Below are 24,834 nucleotides of genomic sequence, written 5' to 3' on the forward strand. Positions count from 1 at the left end.
GGACCCGACCGCCCATGCTGACCTACACGATCCGCCGACTGATCCTAGCGATCCCGACGCTGCTGTTCATCAGCTTCATCATCTTCATCATCGTGAAGCTGAGCCCATCCGACCCGACGGCAAACCTGCCGCTGACCATCCCGCCTGAAGTGCGCGAACAGATCCGTGAAAGCCTCGGCGTCAATGATCCGATCCTCGTGCAATACCTCAAATGGCTGAAGCTGATGGTCTGGGACGAGCCCCTGCACCTGATCGACGGCTGGCTCGGCACCGATCTGGCGCCACCCGATACGCCCGGATCGCGCATCATCTCCTACCAGACACGCTCGCCGGTGATGGACCTGATCATGCAGCGCATGCCGCAAACGCTCTGGGTCGTGGGCACCTCCTACATCGTCGGCATCCTGATCGCGCTGCCGCTCGGCATCATCTCGGCCTACAAGCAATACTCCGTCTTCGATCAGCTTGGCACGTTCGTCTCGATGCTCGGCTTCTCGGTCCCGACGTTCTTCACCGGGGTGCTCTTCATCGTGATCTTCGCCGTGAACCTGCAATGGTTGCCCTCGGTCTATGACACCACGCTTGAGGTCACGAATTGGGACACCTTTGTGCTCCAGTTCAAACAGATGATCATGCCGGTCATGGTGTTGGGTCTGTTCAACGCCAGCCAGATCAGCCGCTACATGCGCGCCTCGATGCTCGACAACCTCAATCAGGATTACGTGCGCACGGCGCGCGCCAAGGGGCTTGGCGAGTCGACGGTGGTTCTGGTCCATGTGCTGCGCAATTCGATGATCCCTGTTGTCACCGTCATCGCACTCAACGTCCCCGCAGTCTTTGGTGGGGCCATCATCACCGAGCAGGTGTTCAAGGTGAACGGCATCGGTCAGCTTCTGATTGTCGCCATTCAGGCCGGGGACGTGCCCGTCGTGCAAACTGTCAGCTTCATCTTCGCGGTGCTGATCGTGCTCTTCAACCTGATCGCCGATATTCTATACGGCGTGCTGGACCCCAGGATTCGCTATGACTGATCGTAACGATCCCTCCCCCCGCCCGCTGGCCACATCCGGTGCCACGCCCGCAGGCGCCGCACCGCTGGTCGATCCCGCCGAGCCGAGCGTCAGCCGCATGATCCAGGAGCGCCCGCCGCGCAACCAATGGTTCGACGTCTGGGATCAGTTCAAGACCCACAAAGGCGCGCTCTTCGGGCTGGGGTTCTTCCTCTTCGCGCTGGCGTTCATCCTGATCGGGCCGCTGGTCTGGACGGTGGATCCACAATTCGCCGACATCCGCGCACGGAATTCGAACCACATGCTGTCCTGCCTGAATGTCGAGGGCGCAACCTGGGGCCAATGGTTCCAGTTGATGACATCCTGTTTCACTGGCCCGGAGGAGTTCAGCCGTGCCAATGCGGATCAGTTCCTCAAAGTGTCCTGGTCACATCCGCTTGGCACCGACCAATTGGGCCGCGACATGCTCGCGCGCCTGATGACCGGCGGGCAGACCTCCATCGCCGTGGGGCTGACCGCGATGCTGCTGGCGCTCTTCTTCGGCACGCTGATCGGGGTGCTGGCGGGCTACTTCAAGAAGCTGGACGGCGTCTTGATGCGGATCACGGACCTGTTCCTGGCGATCCCACTGCTGCCCCTGCTGTTGGTCATCATCATGCTGTTTCGCGATCAGCTCCGGAATGCGTTCGGACCCGAGGGCGGGATCTTCGTGCTGATCGTTGTGGTGATCGGCCTGACCTCATGGATGCAAACCGCGCGGGTCGTGCGTGGTGACGTGCTGGCCCTGAAGGAGCGCGAATTCGTGCTGGCCGCGCGGTCCATCGGCACCAAGCCCTCGAACATGATCATGCGGCACATCCTGCCCAATGTCATGTCGGCGATCATGGTTTCGGCCACACTTGGCATCGCCAACGCGATCATCACCGAAAGTGCGTTGTCGTTCCTCGGCCTCGGCTTCCCGTCGGATTTCCCGACCTGGGGCCGGATCCTGTTCGACGGCACCGATTGGCTCAGCGCCTATCCCGAACGCGTCATCTGGCCCGGGATCCTGATCTCGCTCACCGTGCTGTCGGTGAACTACATCGGCGACGGTTTGCGCGACGCATTGGACCCCCGTATCCGCGGCCGCTAGAACAGGCTGCCCTGCCCCCCACCCGGCTTTGGCGTCTTGGCGGGTTTCTTCGCGGCGGGTTTCGGCGTGGCCCCGGTTGGCGTCACGCCCAACCGGCCATCGGCAAACTCGATCTCGAGCGCGGCCTGCGCCTGGGCCTGGGCCTTTTCGGTCAACACCGCCTCGCCCGACCGGATCACCGCATAGCCACGCGCCAGCGTCTGTTTGTAGCCCAAGGTCGTGCGCAGACGCTCCAACCCCTCCAGCTGCGCGCGCCGCCGCATAACCGAGGCCTCGGCGACCTGCGCGAAGCGTTCCGTCGCGGTGCTCAGGCGCTCCTCCATCTGCGATGTCCTCGTCGTCAATCTTCGCGGGTCGATCCGCCAGCGGCTCAACGCCCGACGCCCTTCCCGCAGCAGCGCCTGCAGGCGCGCCGGGCTCAACCGACCCGCTGCGCGCCCCAGGTCCAAACGCTTTGACGCCACCGCACGCTCCAGCGCCGGGTCGAGTCGCGCGGCGAGGCGATCCAGTCGCGCGCGCGCATCCTGTGTACGGCCCTTCAAGGCCGGCGACAGGCGCAGCGCGGCCAGGTCCAACCGTTGCCGCGGCGCCTCCAACACAGCGTCCGGGCGTGGCAGAGCGCGGCTCACATCGCGCACCCGTTGGCCGCGCGCCGCCAGAGCGCCCGTGATTGCACGGGTCAGGATGCCATCCTGCTGACGCACCCAGTTCAGCATATCCAGCCGCACCGGCACCGCTTTTTCCGCCGCGCCCGTCGGCGTCGGGGCGCGGTAATCGCTGGCGTAATCAATCAGGGTCGTGTCCGTCTCGTGCCCCACGGCAGAGATCAGCGGGATGTCGCTTTCGGCGACCGCGCGGACAACGATTTCCTCGTTGAACCCCCACAGATCTTCCATCGAGCCACCGCCGCGCGCAACGATCAACAGGTCCGGCCGCGGCAATGCCCCACCCGGTGTCAGTGCGTTGAAGCCCCGGATGCCATTGGCCACCTCGGGCGCACAGCGCTCGCCCTGCACCGTGACGGGCCAGATCAGCACCTTGCGCGGAAACCGGTCGCGCAGACGATGCAGGATATCGCGGATCACCGCGCCCGATGGCGAGGTCACAACGCCGATCACCTCGGGTAGAAACGGCAGGGGCTGCTTGCGGGTTTCGTCGAACAACCCCTCGGCGGCCAAGGCGCGACGGCGCTTCTCCAGCATCGCCATCAATGCGCCCGCGCCCGCGATCTCCATTGTATCGACGTTGAGGTTATATTTCGATTGCGGCCCGAAGGTCGACAATCGCCCGGTGACAATCACCTCCATCCCCTCTTCGGGACGCATCCCCAGACCGGCGATCTGACCTTTCCACGTGTTGCACGCGATCACCGACCGGTCATCTTTCACATCATAGTAAAGATGCCCCGATTTCGCCTGAACCACGCGCCCGATCTCGCCGCGCACGCGCACCCGCCCGAACGAGCCTTCTAGCGTCTTCTTGATCGCGCCCGTCAGCTCACTGACGGAGAATTCCGGCGCGTTTGCACCCGGCGCAGTTTCGTCGTCGATCAGATCATCCATGGGAAGCCCCCGCCGCCTGTGTCTCGCATGGGCTCACATGTTGTGCGCCCCGGCTCTGCTCGTTATGCCTGCGCCAACCATATAAAGGGGGGGACGGCCCGTGAACATCCTAATCCTCGGCTCCGGTGGCCGCGAACACAGCCTGGCCTGGGCCGTGTTGCAAAACCCCAAATGCGACCGGCTGATCGTGGCGCCGGGCAATGCCGGCATTGCACAGATCGCAGATTGTGCCACGCTGGATGTGAATAACCCAGCGGCGGTTTGTGAATTCTGTTCAGAGGAATCCATTGATTTCATTATCGTAGGCCCTGAAGCACCGCTGGCCGCCGGGGTTGTGGATCGGTTGACGGATGCCGGATTTCTGACATTTGGCCCGACCAAAGCCGCCGCAGAACTGGAAGCCTCGAAGACCTTCACCAAACAGATATGCGATGCAGCGGGCGCACCCACCGCAGCCTGGGCCCGGTTCACGCAAGCGGACCCCGCCAAGGCCTACATTCGCCGACAGGGCGCGCCGATCGTGGTCAAGGCCGATGGGCTCGCCGCGGGCAAAGGCGTGGTCGTCGCCATGGACGAAGCCACGGCGCTGTCGGCCATCGACGACATGTTCGGCGGTCAGTTCGGGGCCGCCGGGGCCGAGGTGGTGATCGAGGACTTCATGGACGGCGAAGAGGCGTCTTTCTTCCTGCTGTCGGACGGCACAGATGTCCTCTCCATCGGCACCGCACAGGATCACAAACGCGCCTATGACGGCGACGAAGGCCCCAACACCGGCGGCATGGGCGCCTATTCCCCCGCTCCGGTGCTGACCGAAGTCCTGCAAGACAAGGCGCTGCGTGAAATCATCCGCCCCACGATTACCGAAATGGCTCGGCGCGGCACGCCCTACAAAGGCGTGCTCTATGCGGGCCTGATGATCAAGGACGGCCAACCTCGCCTCGTGGAATACAATGTCCGCTTTGGCGATCCGGAATGTCAGGTCCTGATGATGCGGCTTGGCGGGCAGGCGCTCGATTTGATGCTGGCCTGCGCCGAGGGGCGGTTGGCCAAGGCGCAGGTGAATTGGGCCGAGGATCACGCGATGACCGTTGTCATGGCGGCAAAGGGCTACCCGGGTACTTACGAAAAAGGCAGCCGGATCAAGGGTCTCGAAACCTGCTCGGAAACCTCGTCGGAGATGGTCTTTCACGCCGGAACCACCGCCAAAGACGGCGCGATTACGGCTACGGGTGGGCGGGTGTTGAACGTCACGGCGCGGGGCGAAACCCTGCAACAGGCTCGTGACCGCGCCTATGCGATGGTCGACCGGATCGATTGGCCCGCAGGGTTCTGCCGCCGCGACATCGGCTGGCGCGCGTTGTGAGGCAAACCGCCGCCTAGCTCAGCCATTTCGCGTAATCCGACACCAGCAAATGGGTCGGATCGACGTTTTCCTCGATCTCCGCAAAGCGGCCCAACGGCTCGCGATACCAATTGTCGGTCTCGTCATCGTTCACCGTCGACACCTCCCCGATCAGAACGTCGCCACCCTCGCCCCAAAACGCATGCCAATCGCCAGGCATCAGCGTGACCGACTCGCCCGGTGCGAACAAAAGCACCTCGCCGGGCGTGAACCGCCGCTCGATTCCGTCGCACATCACAACCCCGCCCGCATTCGGATCGCACGAGCCGTCTTCGGCAGCGCCGAACATCTCAACGGCCAGTGTGGCCCCCCCGCGGTTGATGATATCCTCAGCCTTCAGGTAGTGGCGGTGCATCGGGCTCATCTGATCCTTCTTTGAGATCAGCAGCTTCTCGGCATAACACATGCCGCCGCCACCCTGAAGATCGCTCAACCGCCCATTGCGCAGCGTGAACAGAAAAAGGCCCAGGTTCTCGAAATCACCTGCGCCGAAATCGGTGATGTCCCAGCCCAAACGCTGATCGATCACCGCGCGCGCCGCGTCCTTGCGGTCCACGAATTCGCCGGGTGTCCAATACGCAAAAGGCGGCAATGCAAAGCCGAACGAGCGCATGAAGGCGTCGGCTTCGGCCATGATATCGTTCACTTCAGAGCGCTTCATTCCGGTCCCCTCCGTAGCTCTCAATCCCGCAGGTTTCCCCCGCCCGTACGGTTTGCGCAAGCCCCCCACGCGACCGAAACCTCCCGACCGCCCGCCCCTCCTTGTTCCGGACAAATGCCGGCGGGATGCGCAAGCAGCCGGGGCAGCGCCCCGTCCCACGCCGCCACACACCACACCGTCAAAAACCAAGCACCATTTTCACCATTCGGTCCTCGCGAAGCGGGCCACGTCCGTCTAGGCTCATCCCCAACGCTACGATACGGACATCGCCATGGACGAGACCCTGCTTCAGGCCACGATATACCTCGGTGCGATGCTGATCGCAGTGCCGATCTCGGTGCGCCTCGGACTGGGGTCGGTCCTTGGCTACCTGCTGGCAGGGATCGCCATCGGTCCGGTGCTTGGCCTTGTCGGCGGATCGGAAACCCAACACCTGCAGCATTACGCAGAATTCGGCGTCGTCCTGATGCTGTTTCTCATCGGGTTGGAGCTTGACCCCCGCGCCCTGTGGGAGATGCGCAAACGCCTGATCGGGCTTGGCGGTAGCCAGATCGCGCTGTCGATCATGGCGCTGGCAGGCGGCGCGGCGCTTCTGGGCATGGAGACCCCCTTGGCACTGGCCATCGGGATCACATTGGCATTGTCGTCCACCGCCATCGTGCTGACCACGCTCAATGAGAAGCAATTGATGCGCACACCGGGCGGACGCGGCGCGTTTTCCGTGCTGCTGACGCAGGACATCGCGGTGATCCCGGCGCTGGCGGTGTTGCCGCTTCTGGCCACATCCTCGCTGCTGCGGCTCAATGAAGACGGTTCGATTTCACGCGGGCTGGAAAGCGACGGCCATCATTCGCTGTCGTTGGTCGACGGCTTGCCCGCATGGGGCGTGACGCTGGTCACACTCGCCGCGGTGGCGGGCATTATCCTAGCCGGGCGCTACCTTCTACCACTGATATTCCGTGCGCTCCACACCACCCGCCTGCGGGAAATGTTCACGGTTGCAGCGCTGGTGATCGTGGTCGGCATTGCAGTACTGATGCTTCTGGTCGGCCTGTCCCCCGCGCTTGGCGCGTTCCTGGCCGGGGTCGTTCTGGCCAATTCCGAATTCCGCCATGAGCTGGAAGCCGATATCGAGCCATTCAAAGGCCTTTTGCTCGGGCTGTTCTTCATCACCGTGGGCGCAGGTATCAATTTCGCCACCTTCTTCGGCATGCCCTTCCTGATCCTCGGCCTCACCCTCGCGGTGATGCTGCTCAAGGGCCTGATCCTCTACGCCATCGCCCGGATCAGCCGGATAGAAGGCCGCGACCGCTGGCTTTTCACCCTCAGCCTTGCGCAAGCGGGCGAGTTTGGCTTCGTTCTGGTAGCGTTCGGTGTGCAGCAGGCTGTCTTTCCGGACCGCATCGCGGAAATCCTGCTCCTGATCGTGGCGCTGTCGATGCTGTTCACCCCGCTCAGCTTCATCCTCTACGAACGGATCAGCGCGCGCCTGGGCGATGGCGGCGACGACGCGCCCGGCCATGACGAGATCGATGATGAAGCCCCGATCATCATCGCGGGCATCGGCCGTTTTGGGCAGGTCGTGAACCGTATGGTGCGCGCCGCCGGCTTCAAAACCGTGGTGCTCGATGCCAACCTCGAAACCATCCGCCTCATGCGCCGCCTCGGGCTGAAAAGCTTCTTCGGCGATCCGACCCGGCCCGAATTGCTCAAGGCCGCCGGGATCGACACGGCCAAGGTGCTGGTGGTCGCGGTCGACAACAAAGCCTCCGCCGTGCAGCTTGTCCGTTACGCCAAGCGCACCAATCCCGATATTTCGGTCGTCGCGCGGGCCCATGATCGGTTTCATGTCTATGAGCTTTATGAAGCCGGGGCCGATCACATCATCCGCGAAGTGTTCGACAGCGCGCTGCGCGCCGGTCGATATGTCCTCGAAGACGTGGGGTTGAGCGATTACGAGGCGCACGAGACCGAGATCGCCTTCTACCGCCACGACCGCCACCATTTGCGTGAATTGGCCGATGTCTGGAAACCCGGCGTCCCCGTGGCAGACAATCCCGAATACATGCGCCGGGCGCGGGAAATGGCCGACAATCTGGAAAACGCCATGGCCGAAGTGCTCAGCGAAATGGGCGACGAGCGGCCCGACATGACGGCCCGCGCGCGGGGCGATGTCAGCGCCTTGTCGGGCCTGTCGCGGGCGCGCCGCCCCGGCGGATCCGGGTCTTAGCTTTCGCGCCGGGTGGCTGCGGAAATCCTGCGGTTTGCGAGCCGGAAATCCTGCGAAATTCGCCCGCGCCTAGCCGTCTGACACACCCGCCTCGGCAAAGCTCGCCATGCCCGAATGACACGCCAGGGCCCCTTTCAGGATCTGGATCGCCAAGGCCGCACCCGAGCCTTCGCCCAACCGCAGATCCAGCGACAGCAGCGGCACCTTCCCCAGCTGTTCAAGCATGCGAATATGGGCCTGTTCCGCCGACGCATGACCGGCGATGGCATGATCCAGCGCGCCTTTGGCCGTGCGGTCCAACACCGCCGCCGCTGCGGTGCAGATGAACCCGTCGAGGATCACCGGAATGCCCTCGACCCGCGCGCGCGCCATGGCGCCGGCCATCGCGGCAATCTCGCGTCCACCCAGACACCGCAGTGCCTCCAGCGGGTCTTTGGCAGCACCGGGGTTCGCGGCCAATCCGTCAGCCACGACCTGCGCCTTGAGGGCAATGCCCGCCGCATCCACGCCCGTGCCGCGCCCGGTCCAATCGGCCGCCTCTCCGCCGTAAAGCGCATGGGCGATAGCCGCCGCCGACGTGGTATTGCCGATCCCCATCTCGCCGACCACCAGAAGATCCGCGCCGGTATCGACAGCGTTCCAGCCGGTGTTGAACGCGAACAAGAACCCCGCCTCATCCATTGCGGGGCCTTGGGTGAAGTCTTCGGTCGGCGTCTCCAGATCGATCGCATGGGCCGACATTGCTGCACCGGCCAGATCGCTGAGCTGGTTGATCGCCGCGCCGCCGGCTTCGAAGTTGGCGACCATCTGCACCGTCACTTCCGGCGGAAAGGCCGAGACACCCCGCGCCGCCACACCGTGATTGCCCGCGAAAACAAGGACCTGCGGCGCCTCGATCCGGGGCCGGGCATCACCGCGCCAGGCCGCATACCAGATCGCGATCTCCTCCAGACGCCCCAACGCCCCCGGCGGCTTTGTCAGCACGGAATTGCGCGCCTCCGCCGCCTCGCGCGTGGCAGTATCAGGCGAGGTTGCCGCCTTCAGGCGCGCGCGAATATCGGACAGGTCTTGCGGTGCACTCATCAATCGGGTCCCTTGCGTTGCGGGGTCATTTTCGTGTTTAGCGGTCGCCAATTCGTCCGCAGGCGGCAAAAAAGGTCATCCCGATGTCTGATACCAAGGGCTTCGCTCCGCAACCCCGCGATGTCGTCCGCGCCTTCCACCTTTTGTCGCGCCTGCCGCTTCCCGGCGGCGATGCGACGCGTGCCGCCTCCTCGGCCTGGGCCTGGCCGCTGGTCGGGTCGCTGATCGCGGCGCTTCAGGTCGGGCTTGGCATTGCGGCGCTGGCCCTCGGCGTTCCGGTCTGGGCTGCCGCGGGTCTGGCGCTGGCGCTTGGCGTGATCCTGACCGGCGGGCTCCATGAAGACGGGTTGGCCGATTGCGCCGACGGCTTCTGGGGCGGGCATAGCCGCGAACGCCGGTTGGAGATCCTGAAAGACAGCCGCGTGGGAAGCTACGGCGTCTTGGCGATGATCTTTGCCGTCGGCCTGCGGTGGAGCCTGCTGGCCGCCCTTCTGCCCACGGCACCCTGGGCGCTGCTCGCAGGCGCCATGCTCAGCCGCGCGGCGATGGCAGTCTTGATGGCCCGGATGCCCTTCGCGCGCAGCGATGGCCTGGCGCAGCATGTCGGCAAACCGCCGGTCATCGCAGCGGCCTTGGCCTGCGCAATCGCATGTGTTGGTGCGGTGATCAGCGCGGGCCTGTGGCCCGGCGCGGTGGCCGCGCTCCTCGTTGTGGGAGCGGCCTTTACGGTGGGTGCGCTTGCCCGCGCGAAGATCGGCGGGCAAACAGGAGATGTCTTGGGGGCCGCGCAGGTCATGGGCGACATCGCCGCCCTTTTGGCCGTCGCAGCCCTTCTGATATGATCAGCAGGGGCCTTGGCTGTAGACGTCCTGACCGAACTGGTTCTGACCCTGATAATAGGCGCATTGCCCGGTCTGGCTGTTGCGCGCAACCTGTGTGCCCACGGCAGCGCCGCCAACGGTGGCCAGAACGGTCCATGCCGGGTTCGCATCAAACGCATCGGCAAGCAGCAGGCCCGCGCCCGCGCCGCCCAAAAGGCCGAGGTTCGCACGATCCTGGTTCGACAGCGGCTGGCAGGCGCTGACGGCGACAGCTGCGATCAGCAGCACGGGTGCAACAAACGTCTTCATAAGAGGTCTTCCTTTCAGTGATGGGCGATTCACGCCCGTTCGGTCATGAGATCCGCGTTTCCCTGATCCACCTAGTAGCACAGAAAAAAACCTGCCGCGAGGTCGCGACAGGTCTGGAAATCCGGCCCTTAGGTCAGGACCGCGTGAACTTGCCCGCGCCGGGGCGGTGTGTCGGCGTTATGCCGCCACCCGTTTCGACAGGACCTCAACCACATGGTTTGCGGCGCCTGCCTCGTCGAGCCCTTTGACCGCCGCCAATTCGCGGGTCAGCCGCTCCAATGCGGCTTCATACAGCTGACGTTCGGAATAGCTCTGCTCACGCTGATCATCGGCCCGGTGCAGGTCGCGCACAACCTCCGCGATGGAAATCAGGTCGCCGGAATTGATCTTTTGCTCGTATTCCTGCGCCCGGCGCGACCACATGGCGCGCTTCACGCGAGCCTTGCCCTTCAGCGTATCAAGCGCCTTGGACACCACCGTCGGGTCGCTGAGCGGGCGCATGCCCACCTGCGTGGCCTTGGCGGTCGGCACGCGCAGTGTCATCTTGTCCTTCTCGAACGAGATGACGAACAATTCCAGCTCCAGCCCCGCAACCTCCTGCTCCTCGATGGAGACGATCTTGCCAACGCCATGGGCAGGGTAGACGACATAATCGTTAGGGCTGAACAGCTGCGACTTGCGGGCTTTACTCATGCGTTTCATTTCCTTTTTGTGGCGCTGGTCACCGGCGATGAACGGCGGCGACGCGCGAGACTGCAGGCGTAAAAAACGCATGCGGGATGCGCGAGCATTCCGTTTGCGTTGCTTTATAACTGCAGAGTTTACAGGCCGATCAGGCGACCCCTCAGTGGTACGGACGATGCGATTTGTTTGCCATATATAACACGAATCGCCCCTGATTCCTAGCGTACCACCCGCAAGGGTTAGCGAAGCCCTTAAAAGAAGGGGCAAATCTTAGGTCAATTGTGCTCACCTTTCGGCACCGGGGCCCCGAACAGACGGTTTAACCGCCCTCACCTGCCGCTTCAGAGAACAGCTCCATCTTGCCATCCTTGCCGTCCATCTCTTCGGCAGTCGGTAGCGGGTCCTTCTTGGTGATGATGACCGGCCAAAGCTCGGAATACTTTCGGTTGAATTCCACCCATTTCTCCATGTCCGGCTCGGTGTCCGGGCGGATCGCGTCGGCGGGGCATTCCGGCTCGCAGACGCCGCAATCGATGCATTCGTCGGGATGGATCACCAACATGTTCTCGCCCTCGTAGAAGCAATCTACTGGGCAAACCTCCACGCAATCGGTGTATTTACAGGCGATGCAGGCGTCGTTGACGATGTAGGTCATGGCTGTGCGGTCCAGGTCGGTCTGTACGTGATGCCTGCTACGGCAGGCGTGGGATGGATGCAAGGCGACCAAATGGCCCCTCACAGGGTCGTCAATTTGGTGTAAGGCAAAGTTTACACTTTGCCAATAACCTCTTCATTCTCCATCGCGAAAGGCCTGCAAATCGCGTCGGTCCTTCTTGGTCGGGCGTGGGCCGACACGGGGGGCGACCGGTTCGGCCTCAGGCGTCAAATCCTCGTAAAGTGCCTGCGCCTCGGCGGCCGGTCCGCGCCGTTTCGCCAGCGCGGCAATCCGCACCACTCGGATTTGTCGGCCCTGCGGAAAGGTTAAGACATGGCCCACGCCCACTTGGGTCGAAGACTTCGAGACCTTGTCGCCATCCACGCGTACGGCGCCGTCGCCGACGACGCGCGCCGCCAGCGAGCGGGTCTTGAAGAACCGGGCCTGCCACAACCAGCGATCAAGCCGATCCTTCTGGCCCGGCTCGCTCAGGATTTGTCCTTGAGCGCAGCCAGAACCGCGAAGGGATTGTCGGGATCGACCTTGCCGCTTTTCTCGGGTTTCGCGGAATAGGTCTTGGGCTTGTCATCGCGCGGCGGACGTTTGCCCTTTGGCTTGCCCCCGCCCTTGCGCTGACCGCCATCGCCGCGTTTGCCGCCATCGCCACGCCGACCGCCGGACGCACCATCGGCGCGGCCACCCTGCGCGCCATCGGCGCGGCCACCCTGCGCGCCGTCGGCGCGACGCGGACGCTGCGCGCCTCGGCCACGCGGGGCCCATGTGAAGGTGTAGAACACCTCCATCTCCGCCTCAGTCGCCGGCTCGACAGGCGCCGCCTCGCCGGACAGCGCATCCGGGGTTTCAACCGCCGTGCCGGGCACAGCCTCAAGCAAGGTCTCGTCCGCGCCTTCCGGAGCCATAGTCGCCGCCGGTTCCGCCTCGGGCGTTTCTTGCGTCGTGGTCTCAGCCGCCGCGTCCGCCGACGCATCCTCTGCGGGGGCGGCCTCAGGCGTCGCCTTGACCTTCACCCGCTCGCCCTGCTCCGCCTTGTAGCCAAGCCCACCCATCAGATCGGCGAATTGCTCCAGCGTCAGGCCCGAGATCGACAACATGTCCGGGTTCGCCTCGAACCCATTGCGGCTGTCTTCGCCGCGCAGCAGATCGGCCAACCGTTCCAGCATATCGATCCGAATCGACCGCGCGCCCGATACGCGGTAGCCCGCCATTGTCGCGTGACCCGCAGGCGCGCCTTCGACCGTCGGGATCGTGACGAGGCCCGGCGGCGGGCTGTCGGGGAAAGTGTCCAGCCCCTGCCAAAGCCCCCACATCACCAGCCGCAGGCGCGTCGGCGCGGGCTTGAGAAGCAGCGGCAAAAAGATCGTGTACTGACCGAACCGCACGCCATGCTTGCGCAACAAGGCGCGCGCGTCCTGATCCAGCGCCTTGATATCGTCGGCGATCTCACCGCGCGGCACGATCCCGAAATTCTCCAGAAGCCGGTACGCCACGCCCTTGGCGAGACCCGAAATCGCCTCGTCCCGGCTCATCGCCAGAAGCGGCTCGAATTGCGCGGCCACGCGGCGGTCGATGAAATGCTGCAACCGGCGTTGCACCTTTTGCACAACATCGGCACCTGCCGCCTCTTCGTCGACGAACGCCTCGGCCACCGGCTTCATCGGGTCGTCGCCGCGAACCAGCTTGCCGACCGCCTGCTCGCCCCACATCAACCCGCCCTGTTCTGTGACGTCGAATTCTGTGTCGGGCGCGTTGTACATGCGGTCCGCGCGCAGGTGGAATTCCGGGCGCAACGCCGCCATCGCCGCCTGCTGCAACGTCTTCGCCTCATCCGGGCTGGCGGTTTCATCCATGCGAAAGCGGAAGCCTTCGATGCGGCCAAGCACCTGGCCCTCCACCGTCACTTCCCCCTGGTCGTTTACTTCGGCCACAAGGCTCTCCCTCTGTTTCAACCGGCGAAGCAGCATGCTGGTCCGCCGATCGACAAATCTTTGTGTCAACGCAGTGTGAAGCGCGTCTGACAGTCGGTCTTCTACGGCACGGGTCGCGCCGCGCCAATGGCTTTCATCATCGACCCAACCCGTGCGCTGCGCGACATACGTCCACGTGCGGATATAGGCCAGCCGTTTCGACAGCGTGTCGATATCGCCCTCAATACGGTCGATGCGCTTGACCTGACGGGCCAGCCAATCGTCGGGCACGCGGCGTGACTCATGCAGAAACTCAAAGATCCGGCCCAGAAGATCGGCATGTTCGGCGTGGCTGATGCCCCTGAAATCGGGAATATTGCACACGTCCCACAAAAGCTTCACCGCGCGCGCATCGCCAAGCCGATCCGCAATCTCCGGACGCGCCACCAATGCCTTGAGCGCCTGCAGATCGTCGGCCTCCCGCGCACGGGCCAGCCATTCGTCCTCGGTGCGTTCTTCCAGCGAGCCGATCAGCCGCTCCGCCGAGCCGAACTCAAGCGCGGAATTCCGCCACATCAACTTGCGCACCGGCGCAAAGCGATGCTCCACGATCGCCTCCGCCACCTGATCATCCAGCGGCGGCGCCTCCCCCGTCACGCCAAAGCTGCCGTCGGATGTATGCCGCCCGGCCCGCCCCGCGATCTGCGCCAACTCATTGGGCCACAGGTCGCGCATCTTTCGCCCGTCGAACTTGCGCAGCCCCGAAAACGCCACATGCTTGATATCGAGGTTCAGGCCCATCCCGATGGCATCGGTCGCCACCAGCACATCGACATCACCGTTTTGATAAAGCTCCACCTGCGCGTTGCGCGTGCGCGGGCTGAGCGCGCCCATGACAACCGCTGCCCCGCCCTTCTGACGCCGCAGCAATTCCGCCATCGCATACAGATTTTCAACCGAAAACCCCACAATCGCGGACCTCGGAGGCATCCGACTGACCTTTTTCGAACCTGCATACACAAGCTGTGAAAAACGCTCCCTGCGGACAAACTCCGCCCCCGGTACCAGCGCCGAGATCGCCGGGCGCATGGTTTCGGCTCCCAGAAACAGCGTCTCGTGCAACCCCCGCGCATGCAGCAATCGGTCCGTAAAGACATGCCCGCGCTCGGGATCTGCGCAAAGCTGTATCTCATCAATGGCCAGGAAATCCGCGCCGTTTCCGGTCGGCATCGCCTCGACCGTGCACACCCAGTATTGCGCACGCGGCGGCACGATCCGCTCTTCGCCCGTGACCAGCGCCACCACGGACGGCCCCCGGATCGCGACGATCTTGTCGTACACCTCGCGCGCCAGAAGCCGCAGAGGCAGACCGATCACCCCGGTCCGATGCCCCAGCATCCGCTCGATCGCGTAATGGGTCTTGCCCGTGTTGGTGGGGCCCAGAACGGCGGCTATTCTTTTCATCTGCGCTACCGCCTTCGGCTACTTGAGCGCGTCGGAATTCTCTTCATCTGCGCTACCGCCTTCGGCCACTTGAGCGCGTCGGGGTTCTCTTCATCTGCGCTACCGCCTTCGGCTGCCTGACCACGCAAGACGCCTCGCTTGCAAACCCCGAATATGTGCGCACTCCGCGCGCCGCCGCAACCCGAAACGCCTAAAGCGCCTCACCTTCTTCGCGCACGCGCAGGTTGGTCAGCAAACGGAAGATATCCGGCTGGTTCGGATGCAACTCATGGGCCATCTCATAGGCCTCCATCGCGCGGTCGGCCTCGCCCATATCCTCCAGCATCAGGCCCATCGACACCAACGCCCCGAAATGGCGCGGTTCAAGCGCCAGCACCCGTTGCAGATCGGCAATGGCCGGGCCGTACATCTGTTGCTCCACAAACATCCGGGCCCGCGTGTGCCACCCTTCGGCGAAATCCGGCGCATGATCGACCAGTGCCGTGAGATGATCGTAGGCCTGTTCGTAATTCTGCGCCTCAAGCGCCTCGATCCCGCGCCGCAACAGGTAATCCGCACTGGCCGAACCCGAAAGCTGCCAGCGTTGAAATACCTCCTGCTCGACGATTTCCCAGTTGCGGAGCTCGGGATTCGCCAGCCGATCCAGGAAATCGTCCGTCGTGGATTGCGCGAATGCAACTACGGGAATCCCGCAGATGACGGACGCAACGGCAAAGTTGATGATGCGAGATGAAATCGTCATGGTCACGAACGTAGCATTCCGCGCGGCAGATACCAGATCACTGTTGCGCGAGGGCGCACGTCCAAAGGGATTTCAAGGGGCCAGAAAATGGGCAATGCAATCATCGACGCCGCAGTGACGGCAATTTCCGAAAAACTCGGCGGGCAAAGCTTTGACGGCTCCGCCAAGTTCGAGATCAACGGCGAAGGTGCCGTGATCGTTCAGGGCACCGAGGTGCGCGAAGCCACCGATGCCGATGCCGCCGACGTCACCATGTCCGCCGACACCGAAACCTTCCAGGAAATCATGTCGGGCGACTTGAACCCGACCGCCGCGTTCATGTCCGGCAAGCTCACCCTTGATGGTGACATGGGCACCGCGATGAAACTGGGTGGCGTTCTGAGCTGATGTTGACCAACCCCGCACCCGACACCCCCGTTTCCAACGGGCTTGAACCCGCGCCGTTTCACGCCGAGGTCGCCGAAGGCCCCGCCGGTGTGAAGGCGTGGTGGGTGCGGGCCAGCGATGGTACGCGGCTGCGCTTCGGGGTTTGGCCGGAGGGGCCGAAAGGCACTGTCCTGATGTTCTGCGGCCGCACCGAATATGTCGAGAAATATGGCCGCGTCGCCGCGGATCTCGCCAAGGCCGGCTACGGCATGGTCAGTTTCGACTGGCGTGGCCAGGGGCTGGCCGACCGTCCGCAACATGAACCCGGCATGGGCCACGTGCTCAGCTTCGATGAATACCGCTGGGACGTGACGGCGTTTCGGACCGCGCTCGAAGATCTGGGTGTACCGAAGCCGTGGTACCTGATCGGTCATTCCATGGGCGGCTGCATCGGCCTGCGGGCGCTTTACGATGGTCTGCCGGTCGCGGCCGCCGCATTCACCGGCCCGATGTGGGGCATTCAACTCACGCCCCTGCTCAAGCTGATCTCGCCGCTTCTGATCGGCGGCAGCACGCTTCTGGGCCGTGACAACCGCTTTGCGCTCACCACCGGTCCGTGGAAGGAAGAGCCGTTTGACGGCAACATCCTGACCACCGACCCCGACCAATACGCCTACATGAACCGCCAGACCGCGGCCCACCCCGAGCTGACGCTTGGCGGGCCTTCGTTCCGCTGGGTGGCCGCCGCCGAGGAAGAGGCCGAGGCATTGATGGCGATGCCGCCGCTCGACCTGCCCGTGGTCACCATTGTCGGCTCCGACGAACGGCGCGTGTCTATCGACAACGCCCGCAAGCGCATGGACACCTGGCCGCGCGGTGAGTTCGTGCTGGTCGATGGGGGGCGCCACGAGGTGCTGATGGAAAGTCCCGCCCGCCGGGGCCAAAGCCTCACGGCGATCCTTGACCATTTCGACGCGCACCGCCCGGACGCGTCCGCTTAGCGCAATCCGCTCGGATCAAGCCGCCTCAAGCACTCCATTCTGCAACCGAATGACCCGGTCCATCCGGCGAGCGAGCGTGTGGTTGTGGGTCGCGATCAGCGCCGACAATCCGGTTCCGCGCACCAGCTCCATCAACACATCAAAGACCGTATCGGACGTCTCCGGGTCCAGGTTGCCGGTCGGCTCATCGGCCAGCAACAGGGCGGGCCGGTTCGCAAGCGCCCGGCAAAACGCGACGCGCTGCTGCTCGCCGCCGGACAATTCCGCCGGACGATGCGCGGCCCGAGGCCCGAGCCCGACACGGCCCAACAAATCCGCCGCTCTCTGATCGGCCGCGGGCCGGCTGATGCCATTGGCCAGCTGCGGCAGCACGATGTTCTCGGCGGCGGAAAACTCCGGCAACAGGTGGTGGAACTGGTAGACAAAGCCCACCCGGTCGCGCCGCGCCGCCGTCCGGGCGCGGTCCGACGCCCCGGTCACCGCCTGCCCGCCGATCTCGACCGTTCCGCCGTCGGCCACATCCAGCAGCCCCGCAATATGCAATAGCGTCGACTTGCCCGCCCCCGAAGGCGCAATCAGGCCGACGATCTCGCCTTGCGCGATCTCGACAGACGCGCCGCGCAACACGGCGATTTCGTTCGGTTTCCCGTGGTTGTACGCCTTTTCGATGCCATCCAGCCGCAACGCCAGCTCATTCATAGCGCAACGCCTCCACGGGGTTCATCCGCGCCGCGCGACGTGCCGGAAAGATCGTCACCACAAACGACAATCCCAGCGACATCGCCATCGCCGTCAACACATCCGCCCCCTCCAGCCGCGCAGGCAGCGCCGAGATCAGGCGCACGGACGGGTCCCAGACGCCGCCCCCCGCAACCCAGTTCACGAACGAGAAAATCGGATCGATCCAGATCGCGAAAGCACAGCCCAGGATCACCCCCATAACCGTGCCCGCCACACCAATCGCCGACCCGCAGATGAAGAACACCCGCAAGATGGCCCCCTCGCTCAGACCTATGGTGCGCAGGATCCCGATATCGCGGCTTTTGTTCTTCACCAACATGATCAGGCCCGACACGATGTTCATCGTCGCGATCAACACAAGGATCGACAGGATGATGAACATGATATTGTCCTCCATCTGAAGCGCCCTGAGATACGCGCCGGAACTGTCCTCCCAGGTCCAGATCTGCACATCACCGCCCGCCTGCAACAACGGCAGGACGTATTGGTTGATCCGCTCAGGTTCGGCCACTGTCACCTGCACTTCATCGGCCACGCCGTCGCGGTTGAAATAGGTCTGCGCTTCGCCGAAGGGGATGTAGACGCGCGTCCGGTCGATATCGAACCGCCCGACCTGGAAGATATAGGCGACCGGATAACTCGACACCCGGGGCGACGTGCCAAACGCCGTGCGCGCGCCATCGGGCGAGATCAACCGGATGCTGTCGCCGACATTGGCCCCCAATTCCCGCGCCACGCCCGCGCCGATGGCGATCCCCGGCGCCATCGCATCGCCCTGCGGCTGCGCGAATTCCGACAGCGCGCCCTGGCTCCATTCCGGGTCCGCGACGAGCGGAATGGCCGCAAGATCCTCAGGCGAGATCCCGATCACCTCCACACCGGCATTGCGCCCGCGATAAGCCGAAAGGACCTGCCCCCGGATCACCGCAGCGGCATGCTCCACCCCGTCAACGCCCCGCACGGCCTCGGCCACCTCGGCGTAGTTCTCCATAGAGCGGTCAAGCTGCCCGGCGGCGTTCTGCTCGGCGATGTCATAGACCGCCACATGGGGGTTCGCGCCCAGGATGATGCCCACGAATTCGTAGCGAAAACCCGACCGCACGGCGAGCGTCGCAATCAACGCCATGACCGCCAGCGCGATGCCCAGAAAACTGATCCAGGTCATCACCGACACGCCGCCTTCGGCCCGACGCGCCCGCAGATACCGCCAGGCGATCAGGAACTCGTATTTCGAAAACGGGGCGGGGGTTGCCATGTGCTCGTGCCTTTTTCGGTCGTTGGCGCAACCTCGCCATTCCAGCGGCCAAGTCAACCGAAACCCTTGTGATATTGGCCAACGCGGCTATCGTTGGTGCGGATCGTAGGGGGACAGACCATGAAACTGGGCGCATTTTCGATCTCGCTGGCGGTGAAAGACCTCGCGATGTCGCGCACCTTCTACGAGAGTATGGGATTTTCGAGCATGGCCGGCACGCCCGAGCACGGCTACCTGATCATGAAGAACGGCGACACGCTCATCGGCCTGTTCCATGGCATGTTCGAGGGCAACATGCTGACCTTCAATCCCGGCTGGGACCAGAACGCGCAAGAGCTCGACACATTCGACGATGTCCGCGCCATCCGGGATGCGCTCACCAAGGCCGGCCACCCCATCGAAAACGAACAAGGCGGCGACACCGGCCCGGGCAGCTTCGTCACCCGCGACCCCGACGGAAACGTCATCCTGATCGACCAGCATCGGTGATCCGGCAATGACGGAATCACGCTCCGCTGCGGAGATTTACCAGGCTTTTCTCGATGCCGTGGGCGAGACCATCGCCCAACGCGATTTCGCGGGCTACAGCCGCTATTACCTGTTTCCCAACCGCCTGATCACCGTACAGAAAACCCTGCTGATCGAAACCGAGGCCGACCTTGAACGCCTGTTCCGCAGCATGTGCCACACGTTGGAATTGAAGACCGTCGCGGCCCCGTCCCGAGCCTGCAGTTCGGCCGAATTCGCCGAAGACGGGCGCACGATCCACGGCGCCCACACCACTTGGCTTGTCAATGCGACCGAGGAAATCCGGCAAAGCTACAAGGCCCGCTCGACCCTGCGTCTGTGCGATGACGGTGCCTGGCGGCTCAGCGCCAGCCAGTACGAGGACAGCGGCGGCATTCTTCCCAATCAGGTCGTCTCGATGACCGACGATATCCCCGGTCAGAAGCCTGACGATGATTGATCACACCGGCCTGTCCGTGTCGGATTTCGCCGTTGCGCGGCGCTTTTTTGATGGCGCGCTCTCCCCGCTTGGCATCGACTACCTGTTCACCGTCCCCCCGGAACACACCGGCGGAGTGAAGGTCGGTGGCTATGGCCGCGACCGGCCGCAATTCTGGATCGACGAGGGCGGCGCGCAACGCCCCCCGATCCACATCGCCTTTGCGGCAGCAACACGCGCCGAGGTGGTAGCCTTCCACACCGCAGCGCTTGCCGCCGGAGGCACCGACAACGGCGCGCCCGGCCTGCGCCCGCAGTATCACCCGACCTATTACGGCGCCTTCGTCCTTGATCCGGACGGCAACAATATCGAAGCGGTCTGCCACGCGCCCGAACCTCAGGCGTAGTCGCGACGTAGCGTCACCCGCCTTGACGCGCCAACGCGTTCGCGCGCAAGTAAACGTCCTGCCGAGGACCCAAATCATGCATCAACCAGCCATCACCGGATCGGGTGTCTTCACCCCCGCGCTCAGCATCTCCAATGAAGAGCTCGTCGTGGCCTTCAACGCCTATGCCGACACGTGGAACGCCGCAAATGCCCCTCAGATCGCAACCGGCGCGGTCGAGGCGATGGCGCATTCCTCCTCCGACTTCATCCATGCTGCCTCCGGCATCGAAAGCCGCTTCGTGCTCGACAAGGACGGGATCCTCGACCCCGACACGATGCATCCGTGGTTGCCCGAACGGTCCAAGGACGAGATTTCCGTCATGGCCGAGATGGGCGTCGACGCCTGCCGCAAGGCGCTTGATATGGCCGGTGTTGCGGCCAGCGATGTGGATGCGGTGATCTGTGCCGCGTCAAACCATGAACGCGCCTATCCCGCCATCGCGATCGAGATCCAGCAGGCACTTGGCACCGGCGGCTTCGGCTTTGACATGAACGTCGCCTGCTCCTCCGCCACCTTCGGGATACAGGCCGCCGCTGACATGGTCCGCTCCGGCTCGATCCGCCGAGCGCTGGTGGTCAACCCCGAGATCTGCTCGGCCCATCTCGAATGGCGCGACCGCGATTGCCACTTCATCTTCGGCGATGTCGCGACAGCGGTGCTGATCGAACGCGCCGACGACGCCAAAGGCCCACATTTCAAGATCAAATCGACCCGCTGCGCCACGCAGTTTTCCAACAACATCCGCAACAACAACGGCTTCCTGCGCCGCACCCGCGATGGCCACATGGACGACCGGCGCGACATGCTCTTCATGCAAAACGGACGCAAGGTCTTCAAAGAGGTCCTGCCGCTCGTCTCCAAACATATCGCCGAGCATATGGATGACACCGGCGTCACCGCGCCCAATCTCAAACGCCTCTGGCTGCATCAGGCCAACAAGACGATGAACGACTATATCGGCAAGAAGGTCCTGGGCCGCACACCGGAAGACGGCGAACAGCCCAACATCCTGCAGGATTACGCCAACACCTCTTCGGCGGGCTCGATCATCGCCTTCGCACAACATTCCGACGACCTTGCGCCGGGCGACACCGGCATCATCTGCTCGTTCGGCGCAGGCTATTCCGTGGGCTCCGTGATCGTCGAACGCGCATCCTGACCGCCCTGCTGCGCCACGCGCTTCCTTGTTTCGGAAATACTCCCGGGGAGAGTGTGAGAGGGGCAGGCAGCCCCTCTCGCGGCCCCGCGCAAGCGCACCCGTCCATCTTGACCCGCGCGATCTGACCCGCGCGATGCACTGGCCTACGACCGGCTGTCGGCCTCCAGCCGCAGCTTCATCTCGATCAGCACCTTCTGAAGCTCCAGCGTCTCTTCCAACAAACGCCGCGCCTCGTTGATCGAAATCACGCCGTCCTCGATCGAGATCTGATACTCCCCCATCAAGGTCGCAAACCGCTGGCTCAAGGCAATGACATTGGCATTCACATTGCCATGGTTGTCGCCGCGCATCGCATTGCGCTTGTCGGCGCCATAACTCAATTGCCCACCATTCAATTCCGCCAAGGCCGCGGTCACATGCGGGAACGACGATTCCGCCTCAAGAGCGGCCACCGCATCCACCGGCATGAACCGGTCCGCGTGCTCGTCCGCTTCCGAAAAATAGCGCCCCAACGTCGCTTTGGACCGCCCCGTCAGGTCGCACGCTGCCGCATATCCGACGTCCTTGATCAATCGCTCCGTATGGCGCTTCAAATAGCCCTTGGCCGTTTCGGTCATGGTGTAATCCCCTCGCTGGTGTCAGCAAAGCCGCTTCCGCCCCTATTCGGTCACGCCCATAGCATATATCTTGTCAGTCCGCCCCTCATGGGCCAAACCTGCCCCCATGGCAAAGCTCTATTTCCATTATTCAACCATGAACGCAGGCAAATCGACTTTGCTGTTGCAAGCCTCCTACAACTATAATGAACGTGGCATGGCAACCTATTTGCTCACAGCCAATTTCGACAACCGCTCCGGCGCGGGCAAAATCGCCAGCCGGATCGGGATAGAGGCCGAGGCCGACACCTACACGCAATCCGATGATCTGTTCGCCAAGATCGACGCCCGCCTCAAGGCCGGGCCCTGCGCCTGCGTGATGGTCGACGAGGCGCAATGGATGACCCGCGATCAGGTCTGGCAACTGGCCCGCGCCGTCGATGACCTGAACGTGCCGGTGATGGCCTACGGATTGCGCGTCGATTTCCGGGGGGAGCTCTTCCCCGGCTCCGCCGCCCTTCTGGCGCTGGCCGATGAGATGCGCGAGGTCCGCACGATCTGCCATTGCGGGCGCAAGGCCACGATGGTCATACGCGTGGGTCCCGACGGCAAGGCCATCCGCGAAGGCGCGCAGATCGAGGTCGGCGGCAATGACCGCTATGTCAGCCTGTGCCGCAAACACTTCCGCGAAGAAATCGGGGATGCCACGAGCGGCTAGAACCGCTTTTCTTGCCGGGCCTTGGCGGGCCAAAAAACCGCGCCGTGGATCGCAGGACCGCCCCCACACGGGCGCAGTCTTCCACAACGATATGCCGCTGTGCAGGACAAAGCGCTAATTCGCTGCACAAGCAAGATCAGTCGGAGGGGAACTACCACGTTACCGGGTCAGGAACTCTGCAAGCGTGCGGTTGTAGCTCTCCCAGCAGGGACTCCCGTGCAAGGGAATATGGTTGGCGGTTTCAAGCACGACCAGCTCGGCCCCGGGAATGCCCGCCGCCAGCTTTTGCGCCTGCGACAGGGGATGCACGGAATCGTCGCGCGCATGCAGGATCAACACCGGGCACCGCACCTGGCCCAGCAGATGTGCGTTTGTTGCGTGATTGATGGCGTCGCGATGGCGCAACATCGTCTCGGGCGGGCAGGCCGCCTGCGCCATGCGCTGCACCTGGCGCATTTCTTCCATGGGGCCTTCGGGAAAGTAAGCCGTCGCAAAGGCGCGCGCGAAGGCGCTATCGGGGCCCGCCCAGCCTTCGGCGATCATGCTTTTCAACGCATCTGGCGCGGCATCCGCACTGCGCCGCGTCCGTCCCTCGACATATCCGCCCACGATCGCCAGCCGGGTCAGCCGTTCCGGGAAGAGGGCCGCGAAGGTCAACGCGGTCATGCAGCCGCCAGAATAGGACATTGCGGAAAAGCGGTCAAAACCGGCGGCATCGGCGACGGCGGCCGCATCGCGCGCCTCGGTCTCATAGTCGAGATCGCGCAGAACCCGTTCCGACTGGCCGCTGCCCACATTGTCAAAGCGCAGGTGCCGGGTGGTGAGCGCCATCGCCGTGCTCCAAGAGCGGTGAAGCCCGTAGGCCCATTCCATTTCCAGGTCGTGAACTCACAAAGGGCCGAACCGCAGCACGGGCGGGCCCTCGCCGCTGACCGCATAGGCGACGGCACTGCCATCCTCGCTATTGCAATAGCGGATCCGTTGGGCTTCTGCGGGGATCGTCGGCGCCGCGACTGCGGCCGGGGCGACCGCCTCACCGGACACCTCCGCGACCAGCATCAGCCCCCGCCGCGCAATGGTTCGAATGACTGCCTGTTCCTTGCCGGTATCACCGACGGCCTTTCGCGCCGACGCGATGCAAGCAGACATCGCGGACTCGGACACGATCCGTCCACCCCAGACCTCTTCCACCATCCGGTCGCGCGTCACGAGGTCCCCGGCATTGCGCACCAGCAAAAGGATAAGGTCAAATACCTTGGGTTCCACGGCCACCGGGCTGCCGCCGCGCGTGAGCGTCAGGCGGGCATCATCCAACGTGCAATCAGCGAAATGGTGTTCCATTCTCCTCTGGTTACGCCACTTTTTCGGTTCTGTCCTACAAGATTCAGCAGCCCAAACGGTTTCTCAAGGCAATCCCAAGGATTTCCAAGGGTCCCCCTCAAGCAAGAGGGCAAAAGATCAAGCACCTTCGGAGCATCAACCAAGGAGCCACGCCGTGATGACCCCGATGCACACCGACCTGATGAAGTACAGTACCCCCACAGCACCGACAGAGCATCAGCGCCAAGCACTTTACGCCCGACGTCGGGCCCGGCGCGCCGCGTTCTCCGCCTTCATCAAAAAGGTCTTCTTGCACGTCTCGCGCTTCTCGGTGGCTCTGAAGCGGCTACGCGTGCACTCGCAGTCCTGATCTCCGCTCACCGACACGGTGGAGTTTGGGCCAAGCTGCGGCAAAAGATGTGTGCCTGCCGTTCTCGAAGACTACCACGCAACGGATCAATGTCGCGGAAGGGCACAAACCCGCCCTTCGCTGCGGCAGCAATCGGACTTATCCTTGCGCAAAGACCGCAATAAACCATTTCGCCGAAGCAAAAGACGGCGACGCAGGCGGGCGGTCTCAAAAGCGTCCGAGGTGCAATGAATG

At 63.7% G+C, this 24,834-nt stretch carries 27 protein-coding genes; 13 read left to right on the forward strand and 14 right to left on the reverse strand.

Annotated features, from left to right (window positions below; all coding sequences use genetic code 11):
• The first annotated feature begins 14 nt into the window (after positions 1-14).
• Positions 15-1,031 (forward strand): ABC transporter permease, encoded by a 1,017-nt coding sequence (locus V8J83_RS08420; RefSeq protein WP_339985376.1) that lies wholly within the window; start codon positions 15-17, stop codon positions 1,029-1,031.
• The gene (locus V8J83_RS08425; RefSeq protein ID WP_439649763.1) at positions 1,024-2,142 is read left to right on the forward strand and encodes an ABC transporter permease; all 1,119 of its coding nucleotides are present in this window, start codon (positions 1,024-1,026) and stop codon (positions 2,140-2,142) included. The genes V8J83_RS08420 and V8J83_RS08425 overlap by 8 nt, the downstream gene beginning before the upstream one ends.
• On the opposite strand, the gene xseA is transcribed toward V8J83_RS08425, so the two are convergent.
• Positions 2,139-3,704 (reverse strand): exodeoxyribonuclease VII large subunit, encoded by a 1,566-nt coding sequence (xseA, locus tag V8J83_RS08430; protein WP_339985378.1) that lies wholly within the window; start codon positions 3,702-3,704, stop codon positions 2,139-2,141. The two genes, V8J83_RS08425 and xseA, sit on opposite strands and share 4 nt — an antisense overlap.
• 100 nt (positions 3,705-3,804) lie before the next feature.
• Here xseA and purD point away from each other — a divergent pair, with 100 nt between their 5' ends.
• A complete protein-coding gene (gene purD / locus V8J83_RS08435; RefSeq protein ID WP_339985380.1) occupies positions 3,805-5,067 on the forward strand; it encodes a phosphoribosylamine--glycine ligase in 1,263 nt (420 codons plus the stop codon).
• Between the two features lie 13 nt (positions 5,068-5,080).
• On the opposite strand, the gene V8J83_RS08440 is transcribed toward purD, so the two are convergent.
• Positions 5,081-5,767, reverse strand: coding sequence for a D-lyxose/D-mannose family sugar isomerase (locus tag V8J83_RS08440; protein ID WP_339985382.1), 687 nt, complete (start codon positions 5,765-5,767; stop codon positions 5,081-5,083).
• A gap of 271 nt (positions 5,768-6,038) precedes the next feature.
• Between V8J83_RS08440 and V8J83_RS08445 the strand changes: the two genes are divergently transcribed.
• Positions 6,039-7,997, forward strand: coding sequence for a monovalent cation:proton antiporter-2 (CPA2) family protein (locus V8J83_RS08445; RefSeq protein WP_339985384.1), 1,959 nt, complete (start codon positions 6,039-6,041; stop codon positions 7,995-7,997).
• A gap of 69 nt (positions 7,998-8,066) precedes the next feature.
• Here the strand turns inward: V8J83_RS08445 and cobT are convergent, their stop codons facing one another.
• Entirely contained in the window at positions 8,067-9,080 is a 1,014-nt protein-coding gene (gene cobT, locus V8J83_RS08450; protein WP_339985387.1) for a nicotinate-nucleotide--dimethylbenzimidazole phosphoribosyltransferase, read from the reverse strand.
• A gap of 83 nt (positions 9,081-9,163) precedes the next feature.
• Here cobT and cobS point away from each other — a divergent pair, with 83 nt between their 5' ends.
• Entirely contained in the window at positions 9,164-9,922 is a 759-nt protein-coding gene (gene cobS / locus V8J83_RS08455) for an adenosylcobinamide-GDP ribazoletransferase (protein ID WP_339985389.1), read from the forward strand.
• Here the strand turns inward: cobS and V8J83_RS08460 are convergent, their stop codons facing one another.
• The 6 genes from V8J83_RS08460 to V8J83_RS08485 all read right to left on the reverse strand — a co-directional run bounded on the left by V8J83_RS08460 (position 9,923) and on the right by V8J83_RS08485 (position 15,680).
• On the reverse strand, positions 9,923-10,210 hold the full coding sequence (locus tag V8J83_RS08460) for a glycine zipper 2TM domain-containing protein (RefSeq protein ID WP_339985391.1): 288 nt from the start codon (positions 10,208-10,210) through the stop codon (positions 9,923-9,925).
• Between the two features lie 177 nt (positions 10,211-10,387).
• A complete protein-coding gene (locus tag V8J83_RS08465; RefSeq protein ID WP_339985393.1) occupies positions 10,388-10,903 on the reverse strand; it encodes a CarD family transcriptional regulator in 516 nt (171 codons plus the stop codon).
• Positions 10,904-11,213: 310 nt separating this feature from the next.
• Entirely contained in the window at positions 11,214-11,549 is a 336-nt protein-coding gene (fdxA, locus tag V8J83_RS08470) for a ferredoxin FdxA (RefSeq protein ID WP_339985395.1), read from the reverse strand.
• A gap of 135 nt (positions 11,550-11,684) precedes the next feature.
• Positions 11,685-12,041, reverse strand: coding sequence for an RNA-binding S4 domain-containing protein (locus V8J83_RS08475; protein ID WP_339986046.1), 357 nt, complete (start codon positions 12,039-12,041; stop codon positions 11,685-11,687).
• Entirely contained in the window at positions 12,038-14,938 is a 2,901-nt protein-coding gene (locus tag V8J83_RS08480; protein WP_339985397.1) for a helicase-related protein, read from the reverse strand. Before V8J83_RS08480 ends, V8J83_RS08475 begins: the two co-directional genes overlap by 4 nt.
• Positions 14,939-15,128: 190 nt before the next feature.
• Positions 15,129-15,680, reverse strand: coding sequence for a tetratricopeptide repeat protein (locus V8J83_RS08485; protein ID WP_339985399.1), 552 nt, complete (start codon positions 15,678-15,680; stop codon positions 15,129-15,131).
• An 87-nt stretch (positions 15,681-15,767) separates the two neighbouring features.
• On the opposite strand from V8J83_RS08485, the gene V8J83_RS08490 reads away from it, so the two are divergent.
• On the forward strand, positions 15,768-16,067 hold the full coding sequence (locus V8J83_RS08490) for an SCP2 sterol-binding domain-containing protein (RefSeq protein WP_339985401.1): 300 nt from the start codon (positions 15,768-15,770) through the stop codon (positions 16,065-16,067).
• Complete coding sequence (locus V8J83_RS08495; protein ID WP_339985403.1) at positions 16,067-17,047, forward strand: alpha/beta fold hydrolase; 981 nt, start codon at positions 16,067-16,069, stop codon at positions 17,045-17,047. Before V8J83_RS08490 ends, V8J83_RS08495 begins: the two co-directional genes overlap by 1 nt.
• A gap of 15 nt (positions 17,048-17,062) precedes the next feature.
• Here V8J83_RS08495 and V8J83_RS08500 read toward each other — a convergent pair whose 3' ends face one another.
• On the reverse strand, positions 17,063-17,746 hold the full coding sequence (locus V8J83_RS08500) for an ABC transporter ATP-binding protein (protein ID WP_339985405.1): 684 nt from the start codon (positions 17,744-17,746) through the stop codon (positions 17,063-17,065).
• Positions 17,739-19,043 carry a lipoprotein-releasing ABC transporter permease subunit gene (locus V8J83_RS08505; RefSeq protein ID WP_339985407.1) on the reverse strand — a complete coding sequence of 435 codons (1,305 nt, stop codon included), beginning with the start codon at positions 19,041-19,043 and terminating at the stop codon, positions 17,739-17,741. Before V8J83_RS08505 ends, V8J83_RS08500 begins: the two co-directional genes overlap by 8 nt.
• Before the next feature lie 120 nt (positions 19,044-19,163).
• On the opposite strand from V8J83_RS08505, the gene V8J83_RS08510 reads away from it, so the two are divergent.
• From V8J83_RS08510 to V8J83_RS08525, 4 genes are all read left to right on the forward strand, one after another.
• Complete coding sequence (locus V8J83_RS08510; protein WP_339985408.1) at positions 19,164-19,532, forward strand: VOC family protein; 369 nt, start codon at positions 19,164-19,166, stop codon at positions 19,530-19,532.
• A gap of 7 nt (positions 19,533-19,539) precedes the next feature.
• Positions 19,540-20,010 carry a hypothetical protein gene (locus V8J83_RS08515; protein WP_339985410.1) on the forward strand — a complete coding sequence of 157 codons (471 nt, stop codon included), beginning with the start codon at positions 19,540-19,542 and terminating at the stop codon, positions 20,008-20,010.
• Positions 20,003-20,395, forward strand: coding sequence for a VOC family protein (locus V8J83_RS08520; RefSeq protein WP_339985412.1), 393 nt, complete (start codon positions 20,003-20,005; stop codon positions 20,393-20,395). Before V8J83_RS08515 ends, V8J83_RS08520 begins: the two co-directional genes overlap by 8 nt.
• Before the next feature lie 76 nt (positions 20,396-20,471).
• Complete coding sequence (locus V8J83_RS08525; protein ID WP_339985414.1) at positions 20,472-21,596, forward strand: beta-ketoacyl-ACP synthase III; 1,125 nt, start codon at positions 20,472-20,474, stop codon at positions 21,594-21,596.
• A gap of 143 nt (positions 21,597-21,739) precedes the next feature.
• Here V8J83_RS08525 and V8J83_RS08530 read toward each other — a convergent pair whose 3' ends face one another.
• The gene (locus V8J83_RS08530; RefSeq protein ID WP_339985416.1) at positions 21,740-22,213 is read right to left on the reverse strand and encodes a hypothetical protein; all 474 of its coding nucleotides are present in this window, start codon (positions 22,211-22,213) and stop codon (positions 21,740-21,742) included.
• Between the two features lie 106 nt (positions 22,214-22,319).
• Here V8J83_RS08530 and V8J83_RS08535 point away from each other — a divergent pair, with 106 nt between their 5' ends.
• Positions 22,320-22,910 carry a thymidine kinase gene (locus tag V8J83_RS08535; protein WP_339985418.1) on the forward strand — a complete coding sequence of 197 codons (591 nt, stop codon included), beginning with the start codon at positions 22,320-22,322 and terminating at the stop codon, positions 22,908-22,910.
• Positions 22,911-23,069: 159 nt separating this feature from the next.
• Here V8J83_RS08535 and V8J83_RS08540 read toward each other — a convergent pair whose 3' ends face one another.
• Entirely contained in the window at positions 23,070-23,783 is a 714-nt protein-coding gene (locus tag V8J83_RS08540; protein WP_339985420.1) for an alpha/beta fold hydrolase, read from the reverse strand.
• 15 nt (positions 23,784-23,798) lie between these two features.
• Positions 23,799-24,251 (reverse strand): winged helix-turn-helix domain-containing protein, encoded by a 453-nt coding sequence (locus tag V8J83_RS08545; protein WP_339985422.1) that lies wholly within the window; start codon positions 24,249-24,251, stop codon positions 23,799-23,801.
• A gap of 157 nt (positions 24,252-24,408) precedes the next feature.
• Here V8J83_RS08545 and V8J83_RS08550 point away from each other — a divergent pair, with 157 nt between their 5' ends.
• Positions 24,409-24,600 (forward strand): hypothetical protein, encoded by a 192-nt coding sequence (locus V8J83_RS08550; protein WP_339985424.1) that lies wholly within the window; start codon positions 24,409-24,411, stop codon positions 24,598-24,600.
• Positions 24,601-24,834 lie beyond the last annotated feature (234 nt).

The organism is Gymnodinialimonas ulvae (assembly GCF_037543845.1).
GTDB classification, from domain to species: domain Bacteria; phylum Pseudomonadota; class Alphaproteobacteria; order Rhodobacterales; family Rhodobacteraceae; genus Gymnodinialimonas; species Gymnodinialimonas ulvae.